We start from the raw sequence: 11,866 nt of genomic DNA, 5'->3' as shown, positions 1-11,866 counted from the left end.
CCTTACGGGCGTCTGACGCCCGTAAGGTGGCCTTAACGGCATTTCCCCGGGGATCCCGACCGCTGGCTTTTTGCGCCGCCGCTCCCAACCGCAGGTATTGCGCCGCCGCTCCCGACCGCAGGTGTCGCGCCGCCGCTGCCGACCACCGGCTTTTCGCGCCGCCGCTCCCGACCGCAGGTGTCGCGCCGCCGCTCTCGACCACCGGCTTTTTGTGCCGTCGCTCTCGACCGCGGGTTTGTCGGACCCCTCGCGTAGGCTTTTTGGTAGGGGCGCTCAGAGCGTCATGAATCTTCCGTTCATTCCTTCAGCGGTCCGTGGACTTTCGGCGGCGGGTCGTGGGCTCATGCGCCCCAATGAGGTTTTCTCAGTAGCGGTCGGTCGCGTTCGAAACGGGCGACGGCTGGTGCGGGCTTTCGCGCTGGTCAGCGACGTCGCGAATGGTCCATTGGGGACGTTCAACGCCGTCGATCTCCCCTTCGCGACAGTCCGGCGCCGGGTCGCATGTCCCGAACGCTCCGTTCGGGACGTTCACCGTCCCCAACGCGTCGTTCGCGACACTCCTCGAGCCGCCCGGCTTACAAGCCCGCGATCCGAGGGACGCCCGCCGCCCGCCGCCCGCCGCCCCGCACGTCCTGAACGCGCCGTTCGGGACGTGTGGTGCCGGGGCGCCGTGTCCTGAAGGGGCCATTGGGGACGTTGAACGTCTTGTAGGGGCCCTTGGGGACATCGACGGGGCCCGGCGCGCGGCGGGCATGTCCCGAACGCGCCGTTGGGGACGTTCACCGCCCCCAACGGAGCTTTCGCGACACCGGCACCACCAGACCTCCAGCCCTCACCGAGAAAACCCCCAATGGGGGCGTTTGGGGCCCGGAGTCGAGCGGGGGTCAGCGGCCGGTGATGAGGTGAGTGGCGAGGTCGGGGCTGAAGGTGCCGGCCGGAATTCCCTTGCCGATACCGCAGTCGCCGTCGGAGTCGCCGGGGACCTTGACCCACAGCAGCAGGTCCGCGCCGCCGCCGATCTGAGCCGGGGTCCCGAGTTTGCGGCCCGCCGGGTTACACCAGTCGCCGTTGTAGCCGTTGCCGTTGCGGCTTGTGTCCACTGTGAACTGTCGCGTGTAGCCGAACTTAGCCGACAACGCCGAGTTCACCGCGCGGCCGTACGACACGGAATCCGCCGTGGTGTGGAAGTTCGAGACGTTCAAAGCGAATCCCCTCACGGAGCGCACGCCGACGGAGTCCAAGCGCGCGGCCATCGTGTCGGCCGGGATCCACGAGGAGTTCCCACCGTCCACATAGGTCCAAGTGTTCGGCGCGTGGGCGGCCAGTGACGCGGCCGCGTAGCGCAGCAGGTCGAGACGCACTGGCCGATCGGCCGACGGCAGGCAGTCGACCTGCGCGAGCGCGTCCGGTTCGAGGATCACCACGGCGGGTTTGCCGCCGATGCCCGCGGCGAAGGCGTCGATCCACGCGCGGTACGCCTCGGGGCTGCCCGCGCCGCCGCTGGAGTGACCCTTGCAGTCGCGGCCGGGGACGTTGTACGCCACCAGCACCGGGAGTTTGTCCGCGACGTCGGCCGCGTAGGTGTAGGCGTCGACGCTCTTGCGGACGTCGCCGCTCCAGTTGCCGAACCACCGGGCGCCCGGCCGCGAAGCGATCGACGTCTTGATCGACGCGGCGCGCGGGTCGCCCGCGTGATCGCGCACCCAGACGGCCGGGTTCGAGTCCGGGTCGACGTAGAACCCGTTCGTTTTCTCCAGCGGGTTGCCATCGGCGGCCTGCGCCGGGCCGGCGAGCCCCGCGAACACGGTGACGGCGGCCGCGACACCGGCGGCCAGGCGAGTGAGACGACGCATCCAAGACTCCCCAGGTCGGCTGAATATCCGATTGGCAGCCTTCTGCCACGCCGTACAGAATGCGTACAAAAGCCCCGTAAGCTGGACGGGAAGGGGGACGCATGCAGCCTTACCAGTACCAGCCGTCGCCGCAGTTCATCCCGCTGCCGGCGCTGTTCGCGAGCCGCGTCCGCTGGGGCTCGATCCTCGCCGGGACGTCGCTGATCGTCGGCGCGCTGCTGTTCCTCGGCATCTCGGCGTTCTTCAACAACATCGTGAACCACAGCGCCTTCCCCCTCGGCCCGCTCGGCACGGTGGCGCAACTGCTGCCGCCGCTGTGCGTAATCGCGACCGCCATCGTGGTCCTGACCTGCCGACGCGCCCTTCGCGGCGACTACCTCGTCGTGTCCGTCGCGCGCACCACCCGCAACGTCCTGATCGTGTGTTACGGCTGCACGATCCTGTTCGCGTTCCTCGCCTTCGTGGTCATCGCGCTGCTTCACGCCTTCGGCGGCCTTCGCACGCCCATCACCTCGGACATGATCGTCACGTTCGGCTACCTCGCGCTCGGCTCGATGGGCTTCGCGGTCGGACATTTCTACGTACGCCCCTCACAGCGAACACTCCAGAAGTTCGCGGACAGGCCCGTCTGGTGACCGAACTCGCCGCCGCACTCGAACCGGTGCTCCACGATCTGCGGACCTGCCGCGTCCAGCCGGAGGTCCGGGAGTATGCGAGCCCGCACCCCTGGCAGGAGGGCGTCTGGCTGCTGGATCCCGACGGCTTGGGCCAGGTGGTCGCCGTGGTGCGCGGGCAGAGTCACGCCGAGCAGATCGTCGAGCTGGCCGGTCACGTCCAGGAGTGGGCGGTGGAGGCGCTGTGGCGAGCGGGCGAGTCCGCCACCTGGCCGGAGTGCCCCGCGCATCCGAACTCGCACCCGCTGGACCCGCGCGTCAGCGATGGCCAGGCAGTCTGGACGTGCCCGCGCGGCGGCGATCCGACAGTCCCTATTGGACAGTTCCCGACGGTATCCGCTGGCTGACGATGACGTCGCGTGGGCGCTTCACCGCACCCGAGCGACGAACCCGGCCCAGGCGGACGGCGACACCGTGAGGTGACCAGCCTCCGGGCTCTTGGAATCCCGCACTGCCACCGATGGCGTCACAAACGCGACCTCGACGCATTCGGCGTTGTTGCCGCCGGTGCTGTAGCTGCTCTTGAGCCAGGCGATCTCAACGCAAGCGCTGCCGTCGCCGCTGCCACTATGGCTGCTCTTGAACCACTGCGCGCCGAAGAGGTCCACAGTGGACATAACAGCCTCCGCTCAGAGCCGCTTGATGAACGCGATCGAGTCGTCCTCGTCGAGCGCCCGATCCGCGAAATCCTGGAACGCCATCTTAGCAGCGGAGACATCGACCTCCTTCTCGATGTGAACCGAGCCCAGGACGTGCTCGACGTAGGCGACATCGGGCTCCTCAGGGTCCTCGAACCCCGCCAGGATGAGATTGCCGAACTGGCCGTCGTAAGCACCGACGGACTCCGGAACGATCTGGAGCCGCACGTTCGGCAGCTCGGCGCACTCGATCAGGCGAGCAAGCTGCTCACGACGCGCGTCCGAGTCGAGGATCGGCCGCCTAAGGGCGTACTCGTCGATGATCGCGTTGTACTCCAACAACGGCTCCTTGGTGAGCCGCCACTGGCGCCGCAGCCGCACGGCGACCTGGTTCTCCAGCCGCTTCCCCTTCGGAGAGCGCCGATGGGAAGCGAAGACCTCGCGCATGTACGCCTCGGTCTGGAGCAGCCCGGGGATGTAGCCGTACTGGAACTCGCGGACCCGGCTCGCCTCGGCCTCGATGGGCAGGAAGCCCCGGTTGCCCACGCCGTAGTGGAACCACCAGCCCTTCTCCTTGCCCCGGTCGTACAGCGCGATGTACTCGTCCCACTCGGAGACGATTACGCAGTATCGGTCGAGTAAAGCGCGGAATTCGTGGTACGAGGGGAGGAATCCCAGCTCGATCCGCGACATTTTGCTGATACTGAAGCGCAGCGGCGCTCCCGCCTCGCCCTGGTTCATGCCGAGACGTTCCCGCATTCGTCGCAGCATCCGGCCGAGCTGGCGTGCGGGCAGATTCGGTTCACTCACTATACGTCACCCCTGGAGACCACATGATCACAAATAGTAAGCCGCGATTCCAGGAGTGAGAATCGCACACGCGGGATTCCGCGGGGTTGACAATGGAGAAAACAGCCCTCCACCCATGTATTTGCTGCTGACGCCACACTTCCTTCCGCAGTAAATCACGCATCCGAGTGAACCAGTGATCCCATCCTAGCTTGCAAAGAAACCTTTGCACAAGTTTCTTTGCACGTCTACGCTGGACGACATGACCAGCGCACCACCGCCGGAAGAGGTCGACCCCGCCACGCTCAAGGCCGTCGCACACCCGCTGCGTAGGCGGATCCTCGGCGTCCTGTCGAGTGGGCCCGCGACGGCGACGAAGCTCGCGAAGGCGTTGGGAGAGAACACCGGCGCGACGAGCTATCACCTGCGAGAACTGGCCCGATTCGGCTTCGTCGAGGAGGCGCCCGAACTCGCGCACGGTAAGGAGCGCTGGTGGCGCAGGCGGCCGCGGGACATCCGCTGGCCACGTCACAGCGAGCAGGACGCCGAGACCCGGGTGCTCTTCGAGGACATGCAGCGTCAGTCGTTCGAAGAAGACTTGGCGAAACTCAACGACTTCCAGCGAAACCGGGACTCACTGCCCGATGGCTGGTCGGACGCACTGCTGTTCTCGCGCGGCTCCAGCTGGCTCACCAGCGAAGAACTCCAGCAGTTCTGGGACGAGTACATGGAACTCCTCCGGCGCTACTGGCGCACGGAGGACGATCGCGCCCCGGGCTCACGCCGGGTCCTTGTGCGCTGGTTCGCCTTCCCGGAAGCGGGAGACGACTCCACGGAGTGATAAACAAATATGGGGGAATATCCATGCGAAGAATCGCTTTACTGGCGACAATAATCGTCGCGTTCAGCGCACTCGCACCATCGGCGGGCGCGGCGGAATTCACCACTACCGACGTGACGTTCCAGAATGGCGGCGTCACGCTGCACGGCACTGTGGTCGCACCGCCGGGACGTCGCGGTCTGCCCGGCATCGTCATGGTCCACGGCTCGGGCGCGGGGCCCAGACAGGATCACCGCGTCGAAGCGGAGGCGTTCGCGCGCGGCGGCGTCGCCACGCTGATCTACGACAAGCGCACCGAGGGCTATTCGACATTCACGCGCTCGTATTCGACGCTCGCCGACGACGCGCTTGCGGCGGTGCAGGCGCTGCGAGCGCGTCCCGAAGTCGATCCGGCGCGAGTCGGGGTGTGGGGGTTGAGCGAAGGTGGCTGGGTGGCGCCGCTCGCGGCGTCGCGATCAGCTGACGTCGCCTTCGTCGTGACTGTCGGGGCCAACGGTGTGCAGCCCGCCCGGCAACAGGCCTGGGCCGTCGAGAACCAGTTGCGCCACCTGGGTTTCTCGGGCTCGCTGGTGAAAATGGCATCGTCGACCATGATGCGTCAACTCGTGGGCGGCGGCGTGTTCCCCGAAGCCCGCTACGACCCGATCCCGGTGCTGGCACGGTTGAAGCAGCCGGTGCTCGGCCTGTGGGGCGCGCACGACGTGCTGACGCCGCCGGCCGAAGCGCTGAGGATCTTCCAGGAAACGTTGTCGCACAACGGAAATCAGCACTACACCCTGCGCGTCTTCCCGGACGGCCAGCACCAGCTGCGCAGGACGACCGATGGCTTCGACAAACTCGACGGCTACTCGCCGGGCTATCTGGAGCTGGTGAGTTCCTGGGTCAACGGCCTCGCGTCCGGGCCGCCCGCGGCGAGCGCCGACGCCCCACCCGCCCAAGACCGGCAAAGCGTCGAACTCACACCGTTGCGCTGGTACGAGACGACGTGGCTCCAGCTCGCGGTGGTGCTGCTCCTGCTGATCGCCTTCGCGGCTTATCCCGTCGGAGCGCTCTTCCGGCGCGCGCGTCCGGGTTCCCCGTCCGCGCGCTGGCTCTCGACCACCGGTTTGCTTGCCACACTGGGGTTTTTCGCGGTCAACGTGCTGATCCAGCTGAGCCAGGGCAAGGCACTCGGGCCCGCGGTGCTCGGACGTCCGCTGCCGTGGCTGGCGCTCCAGCTGCTTGCGGTGGCCGTGGTGATCTCGACCGCCGGAACCGCGATCGCGTGGTGGCGGCACCGGACGCCGCGGCTCGGCCTGCTGCTCGCGGGCGGCGTCATCTTCATCCCGTGGGCGATCTACTGGGGCCTGCTCGTCCCGTGACCCGGCGCCGCGGGTAAGTCCGTGAATGCCACATCGAGGGACTCTGAGTCCCTCGATGTGGCATTCACGGACCTGATGATCGGCCGAGAGCCCAGGGATCAGCGAGCGTGGTTGGCGGCGTTGAGCGCGCTGGCGACGTCACCGACTTCGAGGACCCGGATCCCCGGCGGCAGCTTGCCGGAGTCGGGCGGCACCAACGCATGCGTGAAACCGAGCCGCGCGGCTTCGGCGAGGCGGCGACCGACGTTCGGGACGCGCCGCACTTCCCCGGCCAGCCCGACCTCGCCCACCGAGACCAGCCGGGGCGAAAGCGCCACATCGCCGACCGACGAGGAGAGCGCGAGCACCAGCGACAGGTCGATCGCGGGCTCGGTGATCTTCATGCCGCCGACCGTCGCGACGTAGACGTCCTTGTCGCCCATTTTGAGCCCGCCGCGCTTCTCCAGCACCGCGAGCACCATCGCGACGCGTGCCGAATCCAGCCCGCTCACCGCACGCCGAGGCTGTGGCATGGACGACTGCGAGACCAGCGCCTGCACCTCGCCGAGCAGCGGCCGCTTGCCCTCGACCGTCACCGTGATCGCCGTCCCCGGTACCGGCTCGGCGGTGTGACTCATGAACAGGCCGGACGGATCGGGCACGCCGACGATGCCGTCCTCCTGCAGCTCGAAACAGCCGATCTCGTCCGCCGCGCCGAACCGGTTCTTGATCCCGCGGACCAGCCGCAGCGTCGAATGCTTGTCGCCCTCGAACTGCAGCACCACGTCCACCAGGTGCTCCAGCACCCGCGGCCCGGCGACCGACCCGTCCTTTGTGACATGGCCCACGAGCACGACCGGCAGCCCGCGCTCCTTCGCCAGAGCCACCAGCCCCGACGTCACCGCGCGCACCTGCGTCACCCCACCGGGGGAACCTTCGACCTGAGGCGAAGCCATGGTCTGGACCGAATCGACGATCAGCACGCCCGGCTTGACCGCGTCGACGTGCCCGAGGATCGCGGCCAGATCGCTCTCCGCGGCCAGGAACATGTCCTGGTGGACATTTCCGGTGCGCTCGGCACGCAGCCGGACCTGCCCGGCGGACTCCTCACCCGTCACATACAGCGCACGATCGACGGTGACCGCCCATTGATAGGCCACCTCGAGCAGCAATGTCGACTTACCGACACCCGGCTCGCCCGCCAGCAGCACCACGGCACCCGGTACGAGCCCGCCGCCGAGCACCCTGTCCAGCTCGGACACGCCCGTCGGCCGGGCGCGGGCCTGCTCGACGTCGACCTCGGCGATCGGCCGCGCGGGCGCGCTCGGCGCACCGGCCGCGACCCTGGCGATCGCCGGGCGCGAAGAACCCCGCTCCTCGAGGGTGCCCCAGGCGTGACATTCCGGACAGCGGCCCAGCCATTTGGCCGCCTCGTACCCGCATTCGGCGCAGCGGTACGCGACGCCGCCCTTCTTCACCACCCGCGCAGGCTAACGGCAGGCACCGACAGAATCAGTGACCTTCGGCCTTCGCCTCGCCGCCGCGAACGTGCGCGGGGGCGGCGACCGGCAGCTCGATGGTGATCGGGCCGGCGTTCTGGAACACGAACGTCACCTTGATCGTCTGGCCCGGCCACAGCGGGTTCTTGAGCCCCGGCAGCACCACGGTCCCGGAACCGACGACGTCGCCACCGGCGGTGCTGCTCGGCGCGGCGCTGGAAGAGGGAGAGCTGCTCGACGAAGACGAGGACGACGGGGCTCCGCTCGACGTCGGCGCGCTGGACGCCGAGGAGGACGGGAGCTTCTCGGTGGTCGACTCGACCGCGTCATGGGCGCCGATGACCAGGGCATGCCCGGCCACGACCGCCTTCGAGCCGCCGAGCTGGGCGGTGCCGGAGGCGGCGTCCGAGGTGACCGACACCAGCGCGTCGTCCTGCTTGCCCTGGTTCACGATCGTCAGGGTCAGCGGGGCCGAGGCCCCGGCCTGGTAGGCCGCGCCCTGCGCCGGATACTGCACCGCGGCGTTGCGCAGCGACAGCGTCTTCACCTGCGCGAGGGTGCCGTTGACCGCGGGCTCCTGCGTGTCGGTCTGGGTGATCTGACCGGCACCGCAACCGGCGAGCACCAACGCGGCGCCGAGCGCCAGCACGCCCGCGCCGAACACGCGTCGATTCTGCAGCCTCACGTCCGCGGTCCTTCCCTTTCGCCGACTCGTCACCGCGAAGACTAGCCGGGCGCATTCGCGCGCGCGGAACCCCCTCCGCGTTGCGGCACACCGGCATCCAAGATCAACCGTCCACAAAGGAATTCGGGACTATTGCGAAAAGCTTTCGCTCATCACCTGCGTGAGCATGGGGCTCGAAGGTTTGTCAACCCCCGCTCAGGCCGCTGACCTGCGAGGACTGGTCCGGGCCGCTAGGTGGGCGTCAACAGCACGTGCTAGGATGGAGTCAGCGAAAGGGGCAGAGGACACATGGTTTTCAAGGTCGGAGAGACCGTCGTCTACCCGCACCACGGTGCCGCACTCATCGAAGCCATCGAGACCCGCGTGATCAAGGGCGAGGAGAAGAAGTACCTCGTCCTCAAGGTCGCACAAGGGGATCTTACGGTTCGCGTGCCCGCAGACAACGCCGAGATCGTCGGCGTGCGCGATGTCGTCGGGCAAGAAGGACTGGACAGGGTTTTCGACGTACTGCGTGCTCCCCACACCGAGGAGCCCACCAACTGGTCTCGTCGGTACAAGGCCAACCTCGAGAAACTCGCCTCCGGCGATGTGAACAAGGTGGCCGAAGTGGTGCGAGACCTCTGGCGGCGAGAGAAGGACCGCGGACTTTCAGCCGGCGAGAAACGCATGCTGGCCAAAGCGCGGCAAATTCTGGTCAGCGAGCTCGCGCTCGCAGAGGGCACCGATGAGGGCAAGGCTGAAGTCCTCCTCGACGAAGTCCTGGAAACCGCGACGGTCTGACCCACGGCAGCCCGGAGGAGGCGCCGGGCGGCCACCTCTACGATCGCGATCTGATGAACTCTGTCGCGTTCGTAACCGTCGCACACCATGCGGCCGACGCCGAGCTCGCGCTCACGCCGGTCCACGGTGAAGTTCTACTCACGCATACCGTTCGGGGGCTGCTCGACACGCCGGACCTAGGTCCGGTGGTCGTCGCGGCCCCCGCTCGGTTTGCGCGCGCGTTCGGCGATGCCGTCAGCGGGCTTTCCCCGCGTTGCCGGGTGGTGCCCGATGCTTCGGCTCGCCATGCCTTCGCGGCCATCGAGCCCGAACTCTCCGCTGACACCAGCATCCTGGTGCACGACGCCCTGCGCGCCTTCACTCCTGCGGAAACATTCCGTGACGTGATCGCCACTGTCCGCGCGGGCGCGTCCGTCGTCGTCCCGGTGCTGCCTATGGCCGACACCGTGAAGGTCACCGACGAGGCGAAGCTGATCACCCGCACCGAGGACCGCACGCACCTGCGCACCGCGCAGACCCCGCTCGGCTTCACGCTCGACGCGTTCCGCGCCGCGTGCGCCGAGGGTGAACCCGGCCTCACCGCCGCGATCCGCGCCGGGGCCGTCACCATCGACGGCCACCCCGACGCGATGCGCGTCGCGAGCCCCTTCGAACTGACCCTCGCCGAGGCCATCGCGGCCATGGCCGACACCGAGGAGACCCTGTGAGGATCGGCAACGGCGTCGACGTCCACCCGATCGAACCCGGCCGGGACTGCTGGATCGCCGGACTCCTGTGGCCGGGCGTCGACGGCTGCGCCGGACACTCCGACGGCGATGTCGCCTCCCACGCGCTGTGCGACGCCTTGCTCTCGGCGGCCGGGCTCGGCGATCTCGGGGCCGTGTTCGGCACCGGTGATCCACGGATGAACGGGGCGCACGGGGCCGAGATGCTGGCCGAGGTCCGCGAGCTGATCGAGGCGCGGGGCTGGCGGGTTGAGAACGCGACCGTGCAGATCGTGGGCAACGCGCCACGGGTCGGGAAGCGCCGCGAAGAGGCGCAGCGCGTGCTGAGCGAGGCCGTCGGCGGGCCGGTGAGCGTCTCCGGGACGACGTCGGACGGGCTCGGGCTGACCGGGCGCGGCGAGGGCATCGCCGCCTTCGCCACCGCGCTGCTCCTGGCTGCTGAGCCCTCTGCGCCGACGCCGTGAAGGACTCCTTACCGGCACTGAGCGCCGGTAAGGAGTCCTTCACGGCCTTGGAGCCCCTACGGGTGCTAAGTCCGGCCGTTGCGGCTATTACTCGCGTTATAAATTGTTTCCGCGTTTTTCGCGGCTCTTTGTCCCTGGGTTCCGCAAAGGTATTTTGAGGGCCGGGTGGCGACGTTTCCGGGTGCGTTTCCTTACCCGGAAACACTTCTTCGCCTCATTCACTGGGAGACAGAACTGTGAAACTTCGCTGGAAGCCGAGAAAGCTCGCGCACGGCCTCGCCGTGAGTTCGGTGCTCACCGCCGTCACCGCCGCCGTCGTGCTGGCAACGGGGAACTCGAGCCAAGCCGCGCCGGTGTCGCTCACACTGGACTACTCGTGCCCGTTCCCGTTGATCTCCGATCCACTCACCCTGACCGTGAAGATCGACAGCGTTTTCCCGGACAACGCGGTGGCGGGCGAACGCGGTCCCGCGATCGGGTTCGACGTGGATGTGACCGTCCCCGAAGAAGGCACCTCGGCGCTGGCGCTGATCGGCGCGACCACGGTGGAGGGCTCCGCGAAGGCGGCGGCCGCGCTGAAGTACCCGGTCGACAAAACGCTGAACCTGCAGCTCCCGCTGACGATCGCGAAGACACCGGTGCCGCCGTCCGGCGCCTTTCACGTCAAGACTTCGGGCCAGGCGCCGGCGATCACGCTGCCCAGCCCCGGCACCGCGTCGGTGACCGTCGGGAACTTCACGACCACGCTGACGCCGAAGCGGGCCGACGGTTCCGAGACCGACCTGCACTCGTTCACCTCGGACTGCACGCTGAAGCCCGGCCAGAACACCCAGCTGGGGTCGTTCGAGATCAAACCGTCCGGCGGCGGTACCACCAGCCCGACGACGCCGACCACCTCGACGACTCCGACGACGCCCACTACTCCGACGTCGCCCACCAGCACCACGACGCCCACGACGTCGACCACACCGACAACCCCCACCACCTCCACGACCCCGACGACGCCCACCACGCCGACGTCGCCGACCAGCACCACCCCCACCACGTCGACCACACCGACGTCTCCCACCACGTCGACGACACCCACCACGCCCACGACGTCCACCACACCCACAACGCCGACCACCTCGACGACGGCGACCACACCGACAACACCGACGACTTCCACCACGCCCACCACTCCGACGACGAGCACGACGGCACCCACCACGCCGACCAAGCCGACGACGCCGACCAGTCCGACGACCGCCACGTCCGCGCCGACGCCCACCGGCACGCCGCCGACCTCGCCGACCTCGGCCACCTCCCCGACGTCGACGAGCACTGTCCCGTCGACGAGCGCGACCGAGCCGCCGAGCAGTAGCGCCTCGACGTCCTCGGACGCTCCGATCCCGGCGGCCCACACCGGCAGCGGCAGCAACGGCAATCTGGCGTCCACCGGATTCAGCCACGGCTGGCTCCTGTGGACCGGCGCGTTGCTGATCGCGCTCGGCGCCGGTCTGCTCGGCCTGCTGCACACGCGGCGCCGGAGCGCGGGAACGCGATAGTGCGCCGGGTCTCCCGCGCGATGCCCGGCAT

Annotated in this window: 13 protein-coding genes; 8 read left to right on the top strand and 5 right to left on the bottom strand. The window is 68.4% G+C overall.

The window, feature by feature from the left end; genetic code table 11:
* Nucleotides 1-884 precede the first annotated feature (884 nt).
* Nucleotides 885-1,853: a glycoside hydrolase family 6 protein gene (locus tag ACFWX1_RS27550; RefSeq protein ID WP_378392064.1), complete on the bottom strand. Its 969-nt coding sequence runs from the start codon at nt 1,851-1,853 to the stop codon at nt 885-887.
* Nucleotides 1,854-1,954: 101 nt separating this feature from the next.
* Here ACFWX1_RS27550 and ACFWX1_RS27545 point away from each other — a divergent pair, with 101 nt between their 5' ends.
* On the top strand, nt 1,955-2,488 hold the full coding sequence (locus tag ACFWX1_RS27545) for a hypothetical protein (RefSeq protein WP_378392063.1): 534 nt from the start codon (nt 1,955-1,957) through the stop codon (nt 2,486-2,488).
* Nucleotides 2,485-2,874, top strand: a complete 390-nt coding sequence (locus tag ACFWX1_RS27540) for a hypothetical protein (RefSeq protein WP_378392062.1) — start codon at nt 2,485-2,487, stop codon at nt 2,872-2,874. Before ACFWX1_RS27545 ends, ACFWX1_RS27540 begins: the two co-directional genes overlap by 4 nt.
* Nucleotides 2,875-2,895: 21 nt before the next feature.
* Here the strand turns inward: ACFWX1_RS27540 and ACFWX1_RS27535 are convergent, their stop codons facing one another.
* Nucleotides 2,896-3,144, bottom strand: a complete 249-nt coding sequence (locus tag ACFWX1_RS27535) for a DUF397 domain-containing protein (RefSeq protein WP_378392060.1) — start codon at nt 3,142-3,144, stop codon at nt 2,896-2,898.
* Nucleotides 3,145-3,156: 12 nt separating this feature from the next.
* Nucleotides 3,157-3,975, bottom strand: a complete 819-nt coding sequence (locus ACFWX1_RS27530) for a DUF5753 domain-containing protein (protein WP_378392058.1) — start codon at nt 3,973-3,975, stop codon at nt 3,157-3,159.
* 241 nt (nt 3,976-4,216) lie between these two features.
* On the opposite strand from ACFWX1_RS27530, the gene ACFWX1_RS27525 reads away from it, so the two are divergent.
* Together ACFWX1_RS27525 and ACFWX1_RS27520 are read left to right on the top strand one after the other, a co-directional pair.
* Nucleotides 4,217-4,795, top strand: coding sequence for an ArsR/SmtB family transcription factor (locus ACFWX1_RS27525; protein WP_378392056.1), 579 nt, complete (start codon nt 4,217-4,219; stop codon nt 4,793-4,795).
* 23 nt (nt 4,796-4,818) lie between these two features.
* Entirely contained in the window at nt 4,819-6,156 is a 1,338-nt protein-coding gene (locus ACFWX1_RS27520) for an alpha/beta hydrolase family protein (protein ID WP_378392054.1), read from the top strand.
* Nucleotides 6,157-6,254: 98 nt separating this feature from the next.
* Here ACFWX1_RS27520 and radA read toward each other — a convergent pair whose 3' ends face one another.
* Both radA and ACFWX1_RS27510 read right to left on the bottom strand, forming a co-directional pair.
* Nucleotides 6,255-7,616: a DNA repair protein RadA gene (gene radA / locus ACFWX1_RS27515; RefSeq protein WP_378392052.1), complete on the bottom strand. Its 1,362-nt coding sequence runs from the start codon at nt 7,614-7,616 to the stop codon at nt 6,255-6,257.
* A gap of 31 nt (nt 7,617-7,647) precedes the next feature.
* Nucleotides 7,648-8,319, bottom strand: coding sequence for a hypothetical protein (locus ACFWX1_RS27510; protein WP_378392050.1), 672 nt, complete (start codon nt 8,317-8,319; stop codon nt 7,648-7,650).
* A 288-nt stretch (nt 8,320-8,607) separates the two neighbouring features.
* Between ACFWX1_RS27510 and ACFWX1_RS27505 the strand changes: the two genes are divergently transcribed.
* The 4 genes from ACFWX1_RS27505 (at nt 8,608) to ACFWX1_RS27490 (ending at nt 11,835) form a co-directional block, all read left to right on the top strand.
* Nucleotides 8,608-9,099, top strand: coding sequence for a CarD family transcriptional regulator (locus tag ACFWX1_RS27505; protein ID WP_378329055.1), 492 nt, complete (start codon nt 8,608-8,610; stop codon nt 9,097-9,099).
* A 53-nt stretch (nt 9,100-9,152) separates the two neighbouring features.
* Nucleotides 9,153-9,806: a 2-C-methyl-D-erythritol 4-phosphate cytidylyltransferase gene (locus tag ACFWX1_RS27500; protein WP_378392048.1), complete on the top strand. Its 654-nt coding sequence runs from the start codon at nt 9,153-9,155 to the stop codon at nt 9,804-9,806.
* Nucleotides 9,803-10,288 (top strand): 2-C-methyl-D-erythritol 2,4-cyclodiphosphate synthase, encoded by a 486-nt coding sequence (gene ispF / locus ACFWX1_RS27495; protein ID WP_378392046.1) that lies wholly within the window; start codon nt 9,803-9,805, stop codon nt 10,286-10,288. The genes ACFWX1_RS27500 and ispF overlap by 4 nt, the downstream gene beginning before the upstream one ends.
* Nucleotides 10,289-10,524: 236 nt before the next feature.
* Complete coding sequence (locus ACFWX1_RS27490; RefSeq protein WP_378392044.1) at nt 10,525-11,835, top strand: DUF6801 domain-containing protein; 1,311 nt, start codon at nt 10,525-10,527, stop codon at nt 11,833-11,835.
* The last annotated feature ends 31 nt before the right edge of the window (nt 11,836-11,866 follow it).

The sequence above is a fragment of the Amycolatopsis sp. NPDC059021 genome (genome assembly GCF_042739895.1).
Classification (GTDB): domain Bacteria; phylum Actinomycetota; class Actinomycetes; order Mycobacteriales; family Pseudonocardiaceae; genus Amycolatopsis.
This window is presented reverse-complemented; position numbering and strand designations above follow the sequence as displayed.